The sequence below is a fragment of the Mycobacterium gastri genome, assembly GCF_002102175.1.
GTDB classification, from domain to species: domain Bacteria; phylum Actinomycetota; class Actinomycetes; order Mycobacteriales; family Mycobacteriaceae; genus Mycobacterium; species Mycobacterium gastri.
Genome location: NZ_LQOX01000115.1, coordinates 41,099 through 59,521, shown reverse-complemented (window position 1 = coordinate 59,521; position 18,423 = coordinate 41,099). Strand labels below are relative to the sequence as shown.

Annotated in this window: 21 protein-coding genes, 1 tRNA gene and 1 pseudogene; 12 read left to right on the top strand and 11 right to left on the bottom strand. The window is 65.4% G+C overall.

Annotated elements, in window-relative coordinates:
- Window position 1: 1 nt before the first annotated feature.
- The gene (locus tag AWC07_RS15155) at window positions 2-829 is read right to left on the bottom strand and encodes a mycofactocin-coupled SDR family oxidoreductase (RefSeq protein WP_085105128.1); all 828 of its coding nucleotides are present in this window, start codon (window positions 827-829) and stop codon (window positions 2-4) included.
- A 74-nt stretch (window positions 830-903) separates the two neighbouring features.
- Here AWC07_RS15155 and AWC07_RS15150 point away from each other — a divergent pair, with 74 nt between their 5' ends.
- The 6 genes from AWC07_RS15150 to AWC07_RS15125 all read left to right on the top strand — a co-directional run bounded on the left by AWC07_RS15150 (window position 904) and on the right by AWC07_RS15125 (window position 4,993).
- Window positions 904-1,515, top strand: a complete 612-nt coding sequence (locus AWC07_RS15150; RefSeq protein ID WP_425271251.1) for a TetR/AcrR family transcriptional regulator — start codon at window positions 904-906, stop codon at window positions 1,513-1,515.
- Window positions 1,516-1,610: 95 nt separating this feature from the next.
- Window positions 1,611-2,528 (top strand): HpcH/HpaI aldolase/citrate lyase family protein, encoded by a 918-nt coding sequence (locus AWC07_RS15145; protein ID WP_036416319.1) that lies wholly within the window; start codon window positions 1,611-1,613, stop codon window positions 2,526-2,528.
- 216 nt (window positions 2,529-2,744) lie between these two features.
- Entirely contained in the window at window positions 2,745-3,089 is a 345-nt protein-coding gene (locus AWC07_RS15140; RefSeq protein WP_084293632.1) for a DUF732 domain-containing protein, read from the top strand.
- 4 nt (window positions 3,090-3,093) lie between these two features.
- A complete protein-coding gene (locus AWC07_RS15135; protein ID WP_036416310.1) occupies window positions 3,094-3,450 on the top strand; it encodes a DUF488 domain-containing protein in 357 nt (118 codons plus the stop codon).
- A gap of 21 nt (window positions 3,451-3,471) precedes the next feature.
- Entirely contained in the window at window positions 3,472-4,365 is an 894-nt protein-coding gene (locus AWC07_RS15130) for an LLM class F420-dependent oxidoreductase (protein WP_036416308.1), read from the top strand.
- Between the two features lies 1 nt (window position 4,366).
- Entirely contained in the window at window positions 4,367-4,993 is a 627-nt protein-coding gene (locus AWC07_RS15125; RefSeq protein ID WP_036416307.1) for a GNAT family N-acetyltransferase, read from the top strand.
- A 10-nt stretch (window positions 4,994-5,003) separates the two neighbouring features.
- Here AWC07_RS15125 and AWC07_RS15120 read toward each other — a convergent pair whose 3' ends face one another.
- From AWC07_RS15120 to crcB (AWC07_RS15110), 3 genes are read right to left on the bottom strand one after another with little or no spacing between them, the layout of a single operon-like run.
- A complete protein-coding gene (locus AWC07_RS15120) occupies window positions 5,004-6,107 on the bottom strand; it encodes a DUF190 domain-containing protein (RefSeq protein WP_036416306.1) in 1,104 nt (367 codons plus the stop codon).
- Window positions 6,104-6,472, bottom strand: coding sequence for a fluoride efflux transporter CrcB (crcB, locus tag AWC07_RS15115; RefSeq protein ID WP_036416305.1), 369 nt, complete (start codon window positions 6,470-6,472; stop codon window positions 6,104-6,106). The genes AWC07_RS15120 and crcB (AWC07_RS15115) overlap by 4 nt, the downstream gene beginning before the upstream one ends.
- Window positions 6,469-6,867 carry a fluoride efflux transporter CrcB gene (gene crcB / locus AWC07_RS15110; protein ID WP_036416304.1) on the bottom strand — a complete coding sequence of 133 codons (399 nt, stop codon included), beginning with the start codon at window positions 6,865-6,867 and terminating at the stop codon, window positions 6,469-6,471. Before crcB (AWC07_RS15110) ends, crcB (AWC07_RS15115) begins: the two co-directional genes overlap by 4 nt.
- A gap of 91 nt (window positions 6,868-6,958) precedes the next feature.
- Between crcB (AWC07_RS15110) and pgm the strand changes: the two genes are divergently transcribed.
- The 4 genes from pgm to AWC07_RS15090 all read left to right on the top strand — a co-directional run bounded on the left by pgm (window position 6,959) and on the right by AWC07_RS15090 (window position 12,095).
- A complete protein-coding gene (gene pgm, locus AWC07_RS15105) occupies window positions 6,959-8,605 on the top strand; it encodes a phosphoglucomutase (alpha-D-glucose-1,6-bisphosphate-dependent) (protein ID WP_036416318.1) in 1,647 nt (548 codons plus the stop codon).
- 65 nt (window positions 8,606-8,670) lie between these two features.
- Window positions 8,671-8,743 (top strand) — tRNA-Ala (locus tag AWC07_RS15100).
- 330 nt (window positions 8,744-9,073) lie between these two features.
- A complete protein-coding gene (locus AWC07_RS15095) occupies window positions 9,074-10,345 on the top strand; it encodes an ATP-binding protein (RefSeq protein WP_036416303.1) in 1,272 nt (423 codons plus the stop codon).
- A gap of 487 nt (window positions 10,346-10,832) precedes the next feature.
- Window positions 10,833-12,095, top strand: coding sequence for an ATP-binding protein (locus tag AWC07_RS15090; protein WP_036416302.1), 1,263 nt, complete (start codon window positions 10,833-10,835; stop codon window positions 12,093-12,095).
- A 324-nt stretch (window positions 12,096-12,419) separates the two neighbouring features.
- Here AWC07_RS15090 and AWC07_RS15085 read toward each other — a convergent pair whose 3' ends face one another.
- Both AWC07_RS15085 and AWC07_RS15080 read right to left on the bottom strand, forming a co-directional pair.
- Complete coding sequence (locus tag AWC07_RS15085) at window positions 12,420-12,746, bottom strand: type II toxin-antitoxin system PemK/MazF family toxin (RefSeq protein ID WP_036416300.1); 327 nt, start codon at window positions 12,744-12,746, stop codon at window positions 12,420-12,422.
- Window positions 12,743-12,961: an antitoxin MazE-like protein gene (locus tag AWC07_RS15080; protein WP_036416298.1), complete on the bottom strand. Its 219-nt coding sequence runs from the start codon at window positions 12,959-12,961 to the stop codon at window positions 12,743-12,745. Before AWC07_RS15080 ends, AWC07_RS15085 begins: the two co-directional genes overlap by 4 nt.
- Window positions 12,962-13,539: 578 nt before the next feature.
- Between AWC07_RS15080 and AWC07_RS15075 the strand changes: the two genes are divergently transcribed.
- The gene (locus tag AWC07_RS15075) at window positions 13,540-13,767 is read left to right on the top strand and encodes a ribbon-helix-helix domain-containing protein (protein ID WP_244187594.1); all 228 of its coding nucleotides are present in this window, start codon (window positions 13,540-13,542) and stop codon (window positions 13,765-13,767) included.
- Window positions 13,764-14,084: a type II toxin-antitoxin system RelE/ParE family toxin gene (locus tag AWC07_RS15070; RefSeq protein WP_036416384.1), complete on the top strand. Its 321-nt coding sequence runs from the start codon at window positions 13,764-13,766 to the stop codon at window positions 14,082-14,084. The genes AWC07_RS15075 and AWC07_RS15070 overlap by 4 nt, the downstream gene beginning before the upstream one ends.
- Before the next feature lie 183 nt (window positions 14,085-14,267).
- On the opposite strand, the gene AWC07_RS28800 is transcribed toward AWC07_RS15070, so the two are convergent.
- The 5 genes and pseudogenes from AWC07_RS28800 to AWC07_RS15050 form a co-directional block, all read right to left on the bottom strand.
- Window positions 14,268-14,633 (bottom strand): PaaI family thioesterase, encoded by a 366-nt coding sequence (locus AWC07_RS28800; protein ID WP_244187597.1) that lies wholly within the window; start codon window positions 14,631-14,633, stop codon window positions 14,268-14,270.
- A gap of 18 nt (window positions 14,634-14,651) precedes the next feature.
- A pseudogene (locus tag AWC07_RS15065) lies at window positions 14,652-15,458 on the bottom strand (enoyl-CoA hydratase/isomerase family protein); the annotation flags it as partial.
- Between the two features lies 1 nt (window position 15,459).
- A complete protein-coding gene (locus AWC07_RS15060; protein ID WP_036416382.1) occupies window positions 15,460-16,704 on the bottom strand; it encodes a phytanoyl-CoA dioxygenase family protein in 1,245 nt (414 codons plus the stop codon).
- A gap of 276 nt (window positions 16,705-16,980) precedes the next feature.
- Window positions 16,981-17,910 (bottom strand): 3-hydroxyacyl-CoA dehydrogenase family protein, encoded by a 930-nt coding sequence (locus tag AWC07_RS15055; protein WP_051508131.1) that lies wholly within the window; start codon window positions 17,908-17,910, stop codon window positions 16,981-16,983.
- 150 nt (window positions 17,911-18,060) lie between these two features.
- Window positions 18,061-18,309 carry a hypothetical protein gene (locus AWC07_RS15050; RefSeq protein WP_084293640.1) on the bottom strand — a complete coding sequence of 83 codons (249 nt, stop codon included), beginning with the start codon at window positions 18,307-18,309 and terminating at the stop codon, window positions 18,061-18,063.
- Between the last annotated feature and the right edge of the window lie 114 nt (window positions 18,310-18,423).

Genomic DNA, 18,423 nt, shown 5'->3' with positions numbered 1-18,423 from the left:
TTTACTTAAGGCAGCTGCCGGCGTCGATGGGAAGCGCAATGCCGGTGATGTAGCGCGATTCGTCAGAGGCCAGGAAGAGGACCGCGTTGCTGATGTCCTCGGCGGTGACCCACGGGATCGGCAGGACGTGGAAGGTCTGGCAGATCGGGGCAAAATCGTCGAGGCCCGGATTTTCCAGATCGGGCCGAAACAGCCGAAAAGTGTTGTCGTTGATCAACAATGGCGTGTTCACGTGTGTCGGGTGTACCGAGTTGACGCGGATGTTGCGCGGACCCAGCTCGACGGCGAAGGACCGCATCAGCCCGACGACCCCGTGTTTGGCCGCCACGTAGTGTCCGGTATGAGGGTATGCCTTGAGCCCGGCGACCGAACTGGTCAAGACGATCGATGCGCCCGAATCTAGATGGCGCACTGCGGCTTTCACCGACTTCCAAACGCCGCTGAGGTTGATGTCGATCATTTGCCGCCACAAGTCCTCGTCCATGCGGTCCAGCCGGACTCCCACGGTGCCGATGCCGGCGTTGGCGACGACGATGTCCAGCCGGCCGAGTTGCTCGACCCCGCCGTCGACGGCGGCCTTGAGCGAGTCGTAATCGCGGACGTCGACTTCGGCGGTGACGATACGCCGGTCCAGAGCCTTGACGAGGTCGGCCGTCTCCGCGAGGTCTTCGGGTGTCGCGGGTGGTGCCGCCGAGTTCTCGATCGGTTGGCAGATGTCGACCGCGATGATGTCGGCGCCTTCCTGCGCCAGCCGCACGGCGTGACTGCGGCCCTGGCCGCGGGCCGCGCCGGTGATGAACGCGACCTTGCCGTCGACTCGGCCGGCCATCGCTGCTCCTCGTTGAGTAACGGTGTTACACCCGGTAGGGTAACGATGTTACTGAGCGAGAGCAAGGGTGAAAGTTGGTTAGCGCTGAAGTGGTGACCGGCGACCCGGAGCGCCCGCACGATCGGATTCCCGATCCCATCCTGGAAGTGGTCGTCGACATCCTGGAGACCGGGGGCTACGACGCCGTCCAGCTGCGGGAGGTGGCCCGGCGTGCGCGGACGTCGCTGGCCACCATCTACAAGCGTTATCCGACCCGAGACGCGCTGATCCTGGCGGCGCTCGAGCGCTGGATGGACGAGAACCGCTACGCCGGCTTGGCGGCGCAGACACCCGGCCCGGGCGAATCCATCTACGACGGCCTGATGCGCGTGTTCCGGACGATTTTCGAACCCTGGGAGCGTCACCCGGACATGCTGCGGGCCTATTACCGTGCCCGGTCTGCTCCCGGTGGTCAGCGGCTGGTGAGCCGGGGTGTCGACGCCGTCGTGCCCGCCGCGATGGCCGTGCTCGGCGAGGCCGACCCCGACCTCGTCGCGGACCTGCCGCCGATCGTGTCCAACCTGGCCTACGGTCTGGTGGCCCGATTCACCGCCGGCGAAATCGCCATCACCGAGATCTTGCCGACCCTGGACCGCGCGCTGTTCCGGCTGACCGCCGGCCACGAACTTCGCCGTTCGCGCCGCTGAGGCGGGTCGGCCGGACCGCCCGTTTCGCGATGAGGTTACGGTTTAGGGAACCGCGCTACATACCCACGGAAATGATGATGACCACTGAACACGCAATGTATGACCAGGTCGACGGCGCCGCTTCGGATCCCGATGACATCGGTTCACGCATCGATCCGGTGCTCGCGCGAAGCTGGCTGTTGGTCAACGGCGCGCACGCCGAGCGTTTCCAGGCCGCGGCGCACTCTCGTGCCGACATCGTCGTCCTCGACATCGAGGATGCCGTTGCGCCCAAAGACAAGCCGACCGCCCGTGACAATGTGGTGCGGTGGCTCAGCGCCGGAAACGGCGACTGGGTTCGCATCAACGGCTTCGGCACCCCGTGGTGGGCGGACGACATAGCTGCGCTGGCCGGTACATCGATCGGCGGCGTGATGCTGGCGATGGTCGAATCGGTGGACCATGTCACCGAGACCGCGCTGCGACTGCCGAACGTGCCGATCGTGGCGCTGGTCGAAACGGCCCGGGGCCTGGAGCGCATCACCGAGATCGCCGCGGCGAAAGGCACCTTCCGGCTGGCCTTCGGCATCGGCGATTTCCGCCGCGACACCGGTTTCGGCGAAGAGCCGACCACCCTGGCCTACGCCCGGTCACGGTTCACCATCGCCGCCAAGGCCGCCAACCTGCCCAGTGCCATCGACGGGCCGACCATCGGCACCAACCCGCTCAAGCTCATCGAGGCCACCGCGGTCTCCGTCGAATTCGGCATGACCGGCAAGATCTGCCTGTCGCCCGAACAATGCGCCGTGGTAAACGAGGGATTGTCTCCTTCGCAAGACGAAATCGGCTGGGCCAAAGAGTTTTTCGCCGAGTTCCAGCGCGACGGCGGAGAGATCCGCAACGGCTCCGACCTGCCGCGCATTGCGCGGGCCACCAAGATCCTCGACCTGGCCCGCGCCTACGGCATCGAAGTCTCGGAGTTCGAGGACGAGCGGGTTCACATGCCCGCCCCGACGGACACCTACCACTACTAGGCGGCGTGCCGAGCGAGCGCGATGCGGACCTCGACATCGCTGACCGTGATCGGCGGTATCCGCGGTGGGGCCCCGGACCGGTATCGCTTGCCCGACTGGCGTTCACCCCGAACGTGATCGACATCGAGACGCCGCAGCTGCCCTCAACCGGGAAGTTCCGGCGTAGCGTTGGCCCTGCTTGCTTCGGTGCTGAGGACGCTCATCGGGAGGCGGATCATGAGGCCTGCACAAATGCTCGCGGTATCGCTGGTGGGCCTGGCTCTGCTGACCAGCCCGGAAGCCCAAGCCGATCCGCTGAGCACCGAGGATTCCTACTACACCAAGTGGCTCTCCGAGAACGGGGTCAACTACCAGGGCCGGGTCTCGCTGCAGACGATGATCGCCGAGGCCCACACCACCTGCGCCATGCTCGACCAGAGCCCCACCCCGCAGACGTACCAGGCGACGGTCAACAGACTCGTCGGCGGCCCCGGCAACTTCACCCAGCAGGAGGCGAAGTCCACCGTGCTCGCTGCCGTCAACAGCTACTGCAGCCAGCACACCAATCTGCTCTATCACTGACGCCATGGTCGCCAAGCGCCAGATCCGAGTGACGCGGATCTATGAGGAGCCCGGTCCCGACGACGGACAGCGCATCCTGGTCGACGGCATCTGGCCGCGGGGAATCCGCAAAGACGACCCGCGGGCGGGTATCTGGTGCAAGGGCGTCGCCCCGTCGAAGGAACTGCGTGAGTGGTACCACCACCGGCGGGAGCGGTTCGACGAATTCGAGGCGCGCTACGAAGCGGAACTGGCCGGCAGCCCGGCGCTGGCCGAACTGCGGAAGCTCGCCGAGAGCGGGCCCATCACTCTGGTCACCGCCACGCGCGAAATCGACGGCAGTCACGCGGCTGTCCTGGCGAAGCTGCTCAAGAGTCGCTGACCCGCATGAGACGATCGTCGGATGCGGCTCGGATTGCATGCGCTGGGGATCGGATCCGGCGCTGACCGGACGGTGATCGACGCCGTCGCATCCGCGGCGGACAACGCCGGTTTCGCCACCCTGTGGGCCGGCGAACACGTCGTGATGGTGGACCGGCCCGCGTCCCGGTATCCCTACTCCGACGACGGCGTCATCGCGGTTCCGGCCCAGGCGGATTGGCTGGACCCGATGATCGCGTTGGCGTTCGCCGCCGCCGCGTCGTCGCGGATAGCGGTCGCTACCGGTGTGTTGCTGCTGCCCGAACACAACCCGGTCGTGGTGGCCAAGCAGGCGGCGAGCCTGGATCGGCTGAGCGGCGGCCGACTGGTGCTTGGTGTCGGCGTCGGGTGGTTGCGAGAGGAGTTCGAAGCGCTCGGGGTGCCGTTCGAGCGCCGCGCGGCGCGCACCGCCGAATACGTCGCCGCGATGCGCACGTTATGGCGCGACGATGTCGCGTCGTTCGGCGGAGACTTCGTCGCATTCGACTGCGTTCGGGTCAACCCCAAGCCTGCTCGTGAGCGCCGCATCCCGATCGTGGTCGGGGGCAATAGCGATGCGGCGATGAGACGAGTCGCGGCATGGGCGGACGGCTGGTACGGGTTCAACCTCGACGGCGTGAACGAGGTGCGCGAACGGGTCGGCAGGCTCGAGCAGCTGTGTGCCGAGTCGGGTCGCGACCCTGGTGAGCTGTCACTTGCGGTGGCGCTGCGCAGCCCCCGGGTCGGCGACGTCGAGGCTCTGGCCGAACTGGGCGTCGGCGAGCTGGTGCTGGTCCAGGCACCGCCGGCGGATGCCGGCGCGGTAGCCGGCTGGGTTTCGGCGCTGGCCGACAAATGGCTGTCGGCAACGGGTGCGGTAGGTAGGCTTGCGGGTTGACATGAGCGAAGCCGACGCGCTTTTCCCGCGCCAACTGACCGATCTCACCGACGAGGTCCGTAACGTCCCGCCGCCGCCCACGCCGGCGGTGCCTTCGCCGTACGCATTCCGGCTGGCCGATCCGGATACCGACGCGGAGATGATCGCCGAGTGGATGAGCAGGCCGCACTTGGCCAGAGCGTGGGAATGCGTGTGGCCGGCGTCGCGATGGCAGCGGTATCTGCGGGCCCAGCTCGACGGCAACTACTCGCGGCCGTTCGTCGGCAGTCTGGACGGCCGATATCACGGCTACCTCGAATTATACTGGGCTGCAAAGGATTTGATCTCGACTCTGTACGAGGCCGATCCCTATGATCTGGGCATCCACGCCGCCACCGCAGATCCGAACATCATCACTCTGGGCGTCGCCCAGCTCCTGCTGCCGCACTTCGTGGCCAGCGTGCTCAATGCCGAACCACAGTGTCGCCGGATCATTTTCGACCCGGACTACCGTAGCAAAGGGATACGGCACTTCTGTGAGAGCGGTGGCTGCTTCTTCCTCGGCGAACACGAACTGGCGAATCGGCGGGTAGCGCTCTACGTGCTGCCGCGCACCCTCGACGATGTGCCTGCGCTCCGGAAGCAATGACGAACGAACGTCAGTAGTTGTACTGTGCCAGCGGCGTTTCAGCCGCTCTAGGCGATCCCGGCGATCCTGTCAAGGACACCGCTGCCGGGACCATCTCGCTGGTGACCAGCCCGTGGCGGGTAGTCAGCTCGTCGACGATATCGAAGCTGCGCGCAATAGCCTCCGGCGTATCGACGATGATGGTGATCACCGGTACTTTACGGGCAAGCTGAAAAAGCTTGTCCCCGTGCGGTTTATGAGCGCCATGGAAACCCCAGACACCACGCAGGGCAGTCGCGCCCCGGGTTGTCTGCGACTGCATCAGTCGGTACACCAGCGCGCGGTGGATCGGCAGGCCCTCGTGATGGGTCGCCTCGGCGGTGTGCACCATCAGCTTCTGCCACAGGTTTCGTCCCTGGTTGTCGGTCGGCGGCAGCTGTTGGGGGCGGGCCAACAGCTCGCCGTCGCGTTTGCACAGCCGTACCCGTTCGATGGTCAGCAGTGGGTTGGGCAGTAGGCCGGCGAGGTCGGTGGCGGCGGCCGACACCTGCGGAACCGAACCGATAGCGATAATCATCAACGGAACATTGACGTTGCGGCCGAAGAAGCGCGCCCGGAAACGTTCGCCGTATGCCGTGCCGTCGACACCGAGAAGCACTGTGGCACCGGCGAATCCGTGCCGATACAGTAGTTCGCAGACGGCGTAGCTGGCGGCGGTCCCACCGACTCGCACCTGACGGCCGACGTAGACGGTGAGCTTGGCGGCATCCCCGTTTCGGCTTTCCATCTCGCCCAGCGCCTCGGCGCCGCTGTGTCGGGTGACCAGTCGGGCGCGTTCCAACGTCACCAATCCGCGGTCGGTCATCGCCGTGACATCGTCGACCAGACCGCGGATCTTCGACGCGACGTCGACGGCGACAATGGTGACCGGAGGATCCTCGGACAAACTCAGCGTCCGGTCGCAGCGCAGCTCGTGCTCGGGCCCGAAGCCCGTGGTACCGCGCATCAAAACGCTGGTCGCGACGCCGTTTTGGCCGAACAGATCCAGCATCGCGTCGGCCAGAAACCGTTTGGTGTCGACTGCGCGTTGCCGCTCGCCGAAGTAAGCCGTCAACTTCAGGCTTTGCTCACTCATATCTGCTCCGCGATCCATTGGCCTAGCAGCGCCGCCGCCAGTCCGAGTATGACGCTGACGGTGATATTGGCCAATGCCGCACGAAGCTGGCGGTCCTCGCCCAGCCGCTGGGTTTCCAGCATCCAGGTGGAGAAGGTGGTGTAGGCCCCGACGAACGCCGCGCCCGCCAGCAGCGCAACGTCTTTGGGTAACGTCAAGCCGCCGAGGAACCCCAGCAGCGCGGCGCCGCTGAGGTTCACCGCCAGCGTGCCGTAGGGAAATGCCCGCGCCGTCCGGCGCGCGACGGCGCGATCGACCAGGAAACGCAACACCGACCCGATCCCGCCGATGACCATGACGCCCAGCCAGACGGCAACCGAGATCATCCGCGCACCCGCACCCGGCGCACCAAGACCGTGGCCAGCTGCACTGCCAGCAGCCCGAGCACGATGCTGACGACGGTGTAGGCGGCGGCCAGCACCCAATGGCCGTGTTCGAGCATCCTGACCGTCTCCACCTGCATGGTCGAGAAAGTGGTGAGGCCACCGCATAATCCGGTGCCCAGCAGCGGGCGCCGATAACTCGACAACGGCAGCCGCTCCAGCAGCCGGGTGGTGAAGTAGCCCACCAGGAAAGCGCCGACGATGTTGACGGTGAACGTCGGCCATGGCCACCGGGCCGGGTCGGGGACCGCGAGGGTGGCCAGCGCCGCACGTGCCAGCGCGCCCAGCGCTCCGCCGGCGAAGATCGCGGCCAACTCCCGGTAGTCATGGCGTGCCACTGGTCGAGTCCTTCCGGTGTGCCAAGGGTGCGCTTCGCAGCGTAGAGCCTGACCGACGGCGGGGAAGGTGCCAATGGGCAGAATTGGTGCCATGGTGGCCCACCCGCGAGCCGGACAGCCGGCCCAGTCCGAAGACCTCGTCGATCTGCCGCACCTGGTGACGGCGTACTACTCGATCCAACCCGATTCCCACGACGTCGCACAGCAGGTGGTGTTCGGCACCTCCGGACACCGCGGCTCGGCGCTTGACGGCGCCTTCAACGAGGCCCACATTCTGGCGATCACCCAGGCCATCGTGGAGTACCGCGCGCAGCAAGGCACCACCGGGCCGCTGTTCATCGGCCGTGACACGCACGGACTTTCCGAACCGGCCTGGGTGTCGGCCCTGGAGGTGCTCGCTGCCAACGACGTGCTAGCGGTGGTGGACAGCCGCGACCGCTACACGCCGACTCCGGCCATCAGTCACGCCATCGTGACCTACAACCGGGGCCGCACTACGGCGCTGGCCGACGGCATCGTCGTGACGCCGTCGCACAACCCGCCGCCCGACGGCGGCTTCAAGTACAACCCGCCCCATGGCGGGCCGGCCGACACGGCAGCTACCAGCGCAATAGCCAAGCGCGCCAACGAGATTCTGCGTGCCGGCGTCTCGGCGGTGCAACGGGTGCCGGTGACGCGGGCGCTGCGCACCGCCCAGCGCCACGACTACCTGGGCAACTATGTCGACGACTTGCCCAACGTGGTCGACATCGCCGCGATCCGCGAGGCCGGAGTCCGCATCGGCGCCGACCCGCTCGGCGGGGCCAGCGTGGACTACTGGGCCGAGATCGCGCAGCGTCATGGCCTGGACTTGACCGTGGTCAATCCGCTGGTCGATGCGACGTGGCGGTTCATGACGCTGGACCACGACGGCAAGATCCGGATGGACTGCAGCTCCCCGGATGCGATGGCAGGGCTCCTCCGAAAGATGTCCGCCAACCGGGACCGCTACCAGATCGCCACCGGTAACGACGCCGACGCCGACCGGCACGGCATCGTCACCCCCGACGAGGGGTTGCTGAACCCGAACCATTACCTGGCCGTGGCGATCGACTATCTCTACACCCACCGGCCGACCTGGCCGGCGGGCATCGCCGTCGGCAAGACCGCGGTCAGCTCGTCGATCATCGACCGGGTGGTCGCCGGGCTGGGCCGCCGACTGGTCGAGGTGCCGGTGGGCTTCAAATGGTTCGTCGACGGCTTGATCGGCGGCACCATCGGGTTCGGTGGTGAGGAGTCGGCCGGGGCGTCGTTTCTGCGCCGGGACGGCTCGGTGTGGACCACCGACAAGGACGGCATCATCATGGCTTTGCTGGCCGCCGAGATCCTGGCCGTTACCGGCGCCACGCCATCGCAGCGGCACCAGGCGTTGACGTCCGAGTATGGTGCGCCGACGTACGCCCGGGTCGACGTGCCCGCCGATCGGGAGCAGAAAGCGCGCCTGGCCAAGCTGTCGGCTGACCAGGTGACCGCCACCGAGTTGGCGGGCGAGCCGATTACCGCCAAGCTGACCGACGCCCCGGGAAACCACGCGCCGCTGGGTGGCCTCAAGGTGACGACTGCCAGCGCGTGGTTTGCCGCGCGACCGTCCGGCACCGAAGATGTCTACAAGATCTACGCGGAGTCGTTCCGCGGGCCCGAGCATCTGGCCGAAGTGCAGAAGACCGCGCGGGAGGTCGTCAATCAGGTTATCGGGTAGGTGTCGTGGCCTGGGACTTTGAACGGTTCCCGGCGGTGGTGTAGCTTCGATGGGCACGACATCTCGGGGCTATGGCGCAGCTGGTAGCGCACCACACTGGCAGTGTGGGGGTCAGGGGTTCGAGTCCCCTTAGCTCCACAAACAGCAAACCAGCCTGGACCTCGGTCCGGGCTAGTTTCCGCGTTTGCTGTTTTACTCGGACCACTCGAATCTTGACGACAACTGTGGCCTCATTGATGACAACGGTTGATCTAGGGTGCCCCCACACTGGGGTATTGGACATGGCGCCGTACGGCCCGGCCGGAAACGGGGACGCTCAGCGTTATCTTCACGTCGGAGGCGGAAGAGCACATCGTTGAGCCGGGCCAACGATCTTCGGGTGTGCGGTTGAGCGGCGGCAGTGCTAATTGACTGATTCAGTTCATGCTATCTGACTGATTCAGTGCCTGCTAATTGTATGATTGCCCTATGCGGTACGCCCGACGCATCATCGACGACGAACTGGACGAGTTGTTCGGGCAAGTACCGGCGATCGCCATCGACGGCCCGAAGGCAGTGGGGAAGACGACGACAGCCGAGCAGCGAGTGGTCGGCCTGCTAAGACTCGATGCAAAGCCCAGCCGTGAGGCGGTGCACGCCGACCCGGGTCTTCTGTTGACTCGGCCGCGGCCACTGCTTATCGACGAGTGGCAGCAGGTTCCCGAGGTGTGGGATGTCGTACGGCGTGCTGTCGATGACGATCCGACTGGTGGCCAGTTTCTGCTCGCCGGGAGTGCTTCACCCCGCCGCGGGGCGACGGCCCACTCCGGCGCGGGGCGTATCGGGCGGCTGCGGATGCGTCCCATGACCCTGACGGAGCGGGGGGTCGCGTCGCCGACGGTCAGTCTTGGCGAATTGCTCACTGGGAGAAGGCTCCCGCTCGACGGGGTGGCGAAGGTCCGGTTGGCCGATTACACGCATGAGATCGTGGCCTCAGGTTTCCCGGGTATGCGGTCTCTCGGTGCCCGGGCATTGAAGTTTCAGCTTGATTCGTACCTGCGTAATGCCGTTGATCGAGACGTGCCCGAGCAGGGGCTCGCCGTTCGTAAGCCTGATGCCATGTTGGCGTGGTTGCGCGCCTACGCGGCGGCCACATCCACAACGGCCAGCTACACCGCAGTGCTCGATGCGGCCACCGCCGGTGTCAGTGACAAGCCGGCGCGTTCAACGACCATCGCGTACCGAGATGTGCTCACTCAGCTATGGCTGCTTGACCCGGTGCCCGCTTGGGGTCCCGCGGCAAACCCGTTGGCGCGCTTGGCCCAATCGCCCAAGCATCACTTGGCCGATCCCGGGTTGGCGGCGCGTCTCCTCGGCTTGTCCGTGGATACGCTTCTCAGCGGTAAAGGGAGGCCGATCGGACCGCAGACTGGTGGCATGCTCGGGCATCTCTTCGAATCCTTGGTCACGCTTTGCGTACGGGTTGCCGCGCAGGCCGCCGAGGCCACGATCGGTCACCTCCGGACACGCAACGGTGACCACGAAATAGATCTGGTGGTGGTGCGCGACGACGGCAGAATTCTCGCTGTCGAGGTGAAACTCGCCGCAACCGTCGAAGATCGAGACACCGCGCACTTGCGCTGGCTGGCCGATCACCTCCGCGGGGACCTGCTCGACGCGATCATCATCAACACTGGGCCTAACGCCTACCGTCGCCCCGACGGCATCGGCGTGGTCCCGCTGGCGCTGCTGGGTCCGTAATGGGTCGAAACACGAACGGCGGCCGTCGTTTGCGATGAGTTGATACTGACGCAGACGGATACCGGCGATGGGCCTTTGCTGGCCTGTCGCGGCAGTCGCACGCTGACGACAGTTTGACGACAACCCTGACGACAGTCACGCACGCTAACGACATTATCTACAAGTCGAATTGGCCATGAAGTGCCTGGTCGCGGAGCCTGCTCGTTCCTGGCAGTGTGGGGGTCAGGGGTTCGAGTCCCCTTAGCTCACCAGAGCATACTGCGGTGACCGCGCTTTATTCCTGCGTTCGAGGTTAGCTGCTGGGGGGCGTCTGGGTCGATTTTTGACGACAACGAGCGGTTCGGGTGTCGCCACATTCAGGTATTGGGGCATGGTCCGGTCCTGGCGTCCGCGGTTGCCGGAACGGGCGAATTCAGTCTGTCGAAAACAGCGAGTACAGACTGTCGAAAACGACGAGTAAGAGTGGTCGGAAACGTAGACTGCTGTCATGTTCGACTATCGCGCACGCGTCGTCGACGCCGAGCTGTCCGAGCGGCTGACCTTGATCGGTGCTGTACTCATCGATGGGCCGAAGGGCTCCGGGAAGACGGAAACCGCACTCCGCCAGGCCAAGAGTTCAGTCCGCTTCGACACCGACCCGAACGCGCGGGCGCTCCTGGGACTCAACCCGGACGAGCTGTTCGACCAAGAGACGCCCATCCTTTTCGATGAATGGCAGCGCGCCCCGGAGATATGGGACCAGGTGCGCCGGCATGTCGATGATCTGCGCCGACGTGGCCTGTACATCCTGACCGGATCGGCGACTCCGAGGTATGAGCGCGAATTGCACTCAGGCGCGGGTCGGATCGGCACGCTCCGGATGCGGCCGATGAGCCTGTTCGAATCCGGGCATTCGACGGGTGAGGTTTCGCTGGCTGCTCTCCTACGCGGCGAAGACCAGAAAGCAAAGAGAACCGCGATGACCGTTCCGGGCCTCCTGGAGCGGATCGTCATCGGCGGCTGGCCGGCGTTGCTCGATCAGTCCGAGCGCACTGCCCGGGGGTGGCTTGCCGACTACCTTGCCCAGATCGTCGACATCGACATTCCTGAACTCGGCACAGGCAAGCGCACTCCGGACCGACTACGCCGCGCACTCGCATCGCTCGGGCGATCCGTCGGGACAGCGATCAAAGTCACGGCACTCGGCGCAGACATCGCCGGCGACGATCAGCGGGCTCCGGCAAAGGAGACCGTGAACTCTTACCTCGACGCGCTTGACCGTCTCAAGCTGACCGAGAACTCGCCGGCGTGGAAGCCGCACATGCGCTCGCGCACCGAACTACGCGAGGCGCCGGTCCGTTACTTCGTCGACCCGTCGCTGGGCACCGCCGCGCTCAAGGTCGGATCGCGGGATCTGCTCGCCGACCTTGAGGCCGCCGGATTCCACTTCGAGGCGATGGCAGTCCGCGACGTTCGCATCTATTCGCAGCCGCTCGGCGGCGCGGTGTACTCCTGGCGCGAGTCTCACGGTCGTAAGGAAGTCGACGCGATCGTCGACACACCGGACGGTTGGGCCGCATTCGAGGTGAAACTGACCGGCGATCAAAGCGTCATCGACACGGCGGCGAAGGGCCTCCTGGATTTCGCTGCCAACGTCGATGCCTTGAAGCATGGTAGCCCGTCCGCTCTCGTTGTAGTGACTGCGACCGGCGGTGGTGGAAAACGAACCGATGGGGTTCATGTCGTGCCAATCTCGGCACTAGGGCCGTAGCCGTCAACGCGTGGCCAACGGCGGCAGCATCCGGGCGGGCTCCGCCGGATTGACGACAGTTGTGACGACAACCGTGACGACAGTGGCTACCTCAACCACCACCACTAAAGCACCAAAATGCACGTATCGTGGCTGGTCAAGGCTCCTCCACGTTCCTGGCAGTGTGGGGGTCAGGGGTTCGAGTCCCCTTAGCTCCACCGCTGGCAATGCGGTTTCAGCGTCCGACTTTCGGGCGTTCGACGACAACCTCGGCGACAACCGGCGGAATCGTCGCCTGGACCGACTCGACCTTGGAAACATGGCTTCCCGCGGGCTGTGTGCCCGCTAGCGAGCCAGGCCGAGGAACACCATCAAAGACCGTTCGATGTCCGCCATTAGTGCTGACGGCGCCCGACCGATACGCGCGCCAAGGTTCGACCGGCGCACGGTCGTGATCTTGTCGATCATCGCGAAGCTGGGCTCGATGATTTTCGTCGTCTCGTCGTTCGGGACGGCGACCCTGGATATGGGTGTGTCGGTGACGGTCGTGGTCAGCGGGATGACGACGACCGAGTCTGTCTCCGAAAACAGGTCGTCCTGGACGATGATCGCCGGGCGCGGCTTTGCTGCGTAGACACCGCCGGAGACGGTCCACAGCTCGCCACGATTCACGCGTCGTCGTCCAGCGAACCGAGAGCGGAGATCGCCTCGACGAACTCCATGTCGTCGCTGTGTCGGTCAGCCGCCGCGAGTGCCCGCGCCTCACGGCGTGCTTCAGCGGCGAACGCGGCTGAGCGGACATCCGGCACCCACACCTGGACGGGGCGGTACCCCCGCAGGCGCATGCGCTCGCGGTATTGGCGGGCTCTCCGCGTCGATGTGCTCACGTTGTCAGTGTTGCATGAAACGGATGTTGCATGCAACACTGAGACTATTATTGCTCGTTGACCACGCGAGCGAGTCCATGCCCAGGACCGATTGCCGGCGAGTGCGGCCGGGCGTTGGTTGACGACAACTTTGACGACAACCGTGACGACAATTACGCCGCTAACGACAGCATCCAGAACCTGAAATACCCGCTATCGCGCCTGGTCAGGGCGCTTGCCGGCGCCTGGCAGTGTGGGGGTCAGGGGTTCGAGTCCCCTTAGCTCCACCAGCGGATCTGTTTCTACCTGTATAGGGGCGGGTTTTTCGAATTAGCTGTGTTGGTCGGCTGGGTCGATTTTTGATGACAACCAGCGATTCTGGTGTCCTCATATTCGGGTATGGGGACGTAGTGCTGTCCCGCCCGATTGGCGGATGGGCAGGCGCGGACTTGAGCGCGCAACTTGAACCGCCCCAAGTCTTGCCGCACCTAGAGCAGGAGGGTGCTACAGACTGGTGAGCGTAGGATTTAGTCCTATTGAGGCTTTGGAGGTCGACTGTGCGAACGACGCGTCAACTGAGCATTACGCTTCCCAACGATATGGCCGACGCATTGCGTGACCGGGTCCGCAAAGGCGAATACGCCAGCGAGAGTGAGGTTGTCCGCGAAGGTTTGCGCGCGTTGTTCGCCCGCGATCAAGCGATTGAATCCTGGCTTCAGGGGGAGGTGGCAGCGGCCTACGACGCTGTGGTCGCTGACCCTTCTCGGGCGGTTTCAGCGCAGGCAGTGCGCGCGCGCTTGGCCGAGGAGCAGGCCGGAAACGTGTGACGTTCAGCGTCGTCTTTACGCCGGAGGCCGAAGAACAGATCCGCGAGCTTTATCGCTATGTCGCCGCAGCCGGGTCGCCGGAAGTCGCGGCGCGGTATACGGAAGCGATCGTGGCGTTCTGCGAAGAGTTGGCGATGTTCCCGCATCGCGGGAAGGCCCGCGACGACATCAGGCCGGGTCTGCGGACGGTCGGCTTTAGGCGACGAGTCGTCGTTGCCTTTGCTGTGCTCGACCGAGACGTGGTGATCGTCGGCGTCTTCTATGGAGGCCGGGATTACGAGGCCGTACTGGGTGGACCAAAAACTGTTTCGGACTAGCGGGTCCGGCGACAGAATCCACCAACCGCCACTGTCCGGCTGACGACAATTTTGACGACAACCGCGACGACGGCTGCGCCTACAACGTCGCCGCCCACAGCCTTAAAGGGCTGGTAAACCGCCTGGTTACGCCGCGGCCCGACTACCCCACAAGGGCCGGCCGCGCCGATGCGTCACCGCCCACTACGCGACGGCGTGACTGCCGATCGCCCGGGCGACCATCTTGCCGTCCTGGAAAACCTCCGCCTCCGAAGCGACGACGCGGCGACCGGCCTTCGTGGTGCGCGCTACGCACGTCAGAAGTGTCCCGGGAACCGCGGGGCGCAGGTACTGAATCGTCAGGTCGAAATGCGGAGCCGTCAGCTGTTCACCGAGTGCCGAATGGACCGCCAGTCCGGTGGCCGCGTCCAGAAGGGCCGCGAGGAATCCGCCGTGGACCCTTCCGCGTTCATTGCAGTGCTCTGCCGTCGGCATGGCCTCCACGACGGCCTGCTGCTCGTCGGATCGCCCATACCGGAAGCCGAGGAGTTCGGCAAAGTGACGCTTCATCGGCGCGTCAACCTTCCGGTCGGGAAGATCCTGCCAGTCAGCCGGAACCGACGCCGTCCACATCGGCGCGCGCTTTGTCCGGTAGGCCGCGACCGCCTCCCTGCTGTCATCACGTCCCATCAGTCGTCGATGAAGGTGGGTCTCCAACTCGGCCACCTGCCGTGGCGCATAGCCATTGATCGCGGTGTCCCACAGCAGCCGCTTGGACAGCGCGGCGGACATGGGCGCCACGTTCTCGACGATGTCCGCCGCGATCGTCAAGGCATGCGTGAGGACTTCGGTACCCGGCACGGCGGCAGTGGCGATGCCCATTCTGGCGACTTCGGTACCGCGCACTGTGCGGCCGGTCAACAACAGGTCTGCCGCGCTGGCCAGCCCGGCGAGACGCAGAAGCGTCCAATGCGACATGCAGTCACCGATCACACCACGCCGCGATTGGACGACTCCGTACTTGGCTTCCTCGGCGACGATGCGGATGTCGGCCTGAAGCGCAAGGGTGAACCCGATGCCGATGGCGTGGCCGTTCATGGCCGCGATCACCGGCTTGCGAACCTCGAACGCCGCCGGCTGGACCGGAGACGCGGAGAAGTCGCTGGGCGCAGGCGCGTCGAACGGATCGGCGTCGCTCATGTCGGCGCCTGCACAGAACGCCGATCCCGATCCGGTCACCACGATGACGCGCACGGAGTCGTCGCTGTCGCAGTAGTGGTAGGCCTCGCCGAGCCGGCGGCCCATCTCAGGGGTGTAGGCGTTGAGTGTGTCGGGTCGGTTGAGGGTCAGCAGGGCCACGCCGTTGCGGACTTCCTGTCTGAGGACGTCGTGCATCTCAGTAGGTGGCGGCGCGGGTAGCCACCTTGCCGCTGGAGTCCGTCCGGAACAGGGCGTCGTTGTAATGGCATCCCGCCGGCACGAAGTGAAACGTCTTCTCCTCGGCGAACTTGTAATACAGCACCCGCCGGCCGGCGTTGGCGCCGGTGGGCGGCGGTGTGCTGTGCATGGTGTCGCCGTAGTGCAATGTCAGGTCGCCCGGCTGAGTCTGAAGCCTGACCACGGGAAGTGTGCCCTCTTGGCCCCACTGCATCCAGTGCTTGGTGTGGCGGTGCGACCCGGCCAGCACCATCAGCTGACCGTTGACGGCGTCGGCGACGTCGAGTTGTATGCCGGCCTGAACCAGGGGGCATATCACCGGGTGGCCGCCGATGCCGTCGTCCACGTGCCAGCCCAGGTCGCCGTCGCCCTGGACCACGTTGGAATTCTTGATGAAGACCATCGGGCCGTCGAGGCGGTCGTCGCACACTCTCAGGTTCGGGTTGGCCAAATGGGCGAAGTGGGTCAGGCGCTCGTCGAAGCAGAGTTGCTGCAGCGCAGCCGAATACCGGCCGAGATAGTTGATCCGGGTCACCACCTCCGCACCGTCGGCGTTGACCGACCACCATGAGAAAGGATCGCCGGGTTCGGCGCGGGCCCGCACCTGCTCCACCTCCATGCCCAGAGTTTCGGCTTCGGAGGCCGTGTAGACGCCGCGAATATGGAGGTAACCGGCAACCTCGAAGAAGTGGCGCATCTCGTCCGGGTCGTCGTCGGGGGCGAATGAGCGGTACAGGTCCAGCGGTCGGCCGTCGGCGCCGACGAGAGAGTCCCACACCGCGTCGGTGTAGATCGGCAAGCCGCTCAACAGCGTTCGGATTGCCGGCTCCCAGCGCCGCCACCCGTCCACCGAGCCGCGGATGACCCGTGCCCGGTCGGTGCGCACCGATCCGCTGGCGGTCAGCAGGGCATGTAGGAACTCCGAGAAGGTCGCCTCGTCCACCTGGACCAGAGTCGCGGCCTCAGCCTCACCGGCGACGGCTTCGACTCCCCGCAGGGTTGCTCTCCAGGTGAAGGTGGTGCCGTCGGGAACGCGGAAGGCCAGGGGAGGCGCGCCCGCGAGGTCGTCGGCCACCATGAACCCGTGTTGGCGGTTGAGGGCGGGCAGGTTCGTGAGGTGGAAGTCGGTGAACGAGTAGGGCGCAAACGAGTCCGCGATTGCGTCGACCCACGGCAGCCCGGTGCCGGCCCGGTCAGTTCCCATCACTCCTCCGTGTCACTAGGCAACACAGATGTTTCTCTTTGCACTACGGAGCATGGCGTCTTCGGTCAAGGAAATCCAATCGGTACGCAATCGCCGGACGATCTCGCCGACGCCGTCGGCGACGGCGCGCGCGATCAGACCACACCCGCCGAGACAGCGAACCGTTGCGACTGGGCCACGAAATCGTAAGGTGGATAACCACCGTCGTCGGCTGCCTGCCGATGGCGACGAAAGTGGCGTACCGAAGTACCCTGAAAACCATTGCGGCACAAAGGACTACAGCACGGCGTCATAGTCGGAGTAGAACCCGCGGCCACTCTTGACTCCGAAGTCCCCGCGAGCGAGGTATTCGCGCAGCAGCAGGCGCGGGCCTTCGGGTATGCCGTCGCGGACCTGCGCGTAGTGCTCCTCGACGTCGAGCACCACGTCGAGACCGATCTGATCCATCATGCGGAACGGCCCGGCGGGTGAGCGGAAGACGTCCTGAAAGATCCGGTCGACATCCTCGGGCGTCGCCACGCCCTCCTGCACGACCATCAGCGCCTCGCGTTTGATGGCGGCCCAGATGCGGTTGAAGATGAAGCCGACGCTCTCCCCCCGCACCTCGAACGGCACCAGCCGGTAGCAGGGCAGAAGTTTTTTCAGCGTGTCGATGATGGCGCTGTCGGTCGTGCCGCAGGACATCAATTCGACACTGTTCGCAAGCGGGGGCATCAGGAAATGCATGTTCAACAGCCGCTCGGGGTGCTTGACGGCGCCGGCCATCTGGCTGCTCGGATACGACGAAGAGTTGGTCGCCACGATCGCGTCCTGGTCGGCGAGTTCGTCGATAGCGGCCAGCAGTGGCCGCTTGATCGCGAGATCTTCTGCCACCGACTCGATGATGAGCCAGGCCCCGGCAACGGCATCCTCGAGCGGTGTGACGACCTCAACGGTTCCCGCCGGCCCGGTCACAGCGAGCATGTCGCGCACGTGCGGTAGTTGCTCGGCCACGAAGCGCTTGGCGGATTCGGCGCGATCCGGGGTGCGGTTGTAGATGCGTACCCGGCTGCCGCCCAGAGCGAACATCAGCGCGATACGAGCGCCGAGCGTACCTGCTCCGACGACCAGAACGGGCCGTTGTTCGACGTCGGCGGGAATCGCGTAGGTCGTCGAATGCCGGGTAGCCGCGCCGATATTCTCATCGTCGATCTTGTCAGTGTTCATGCCCTGTCCCATTACCGTTGAAGTGGTTGCGCCGCGACGCCGCGCCGGCCAGCGGCGAGCAACCGCCCGACTCTTTGTATCCAATGGTCGCAAGCGGGCCTGGTGACCGCGACGCCGAGGCACGTGCGCCCGGCGAGAGTCAGTTGTCGCTTACGGCTCGCAGCGCTGGTGCGGCGCAGGGCTGTAACACGTCGGTATCCCATGCGGGCAATAGGGCAGGCTGTGGTCAGCGCTTTTTCGCCAGCCCTGGCGAATCAGCTTTCTCGCCAGATACCGTGCCGCCCGCATTCCCTGCCCCCTGCTGTACTGAGGTCCGGAATATTCGACGCCGTAGTAGGCGTCGTAGACATCCTCGGCGAGGGCGTCGATGAGTCTCCTTACGTCCGGTGGGGTGCTCATGGATGGAGAGTTCCCAATTAGGCACGAGCGAAAAACTGCGACGCTGATCTATCCTTCGACGCGCCCGCGCGCGTCGCCGGACCCCTCGCCCAGTTCCGGTACTCAGCGTGACGC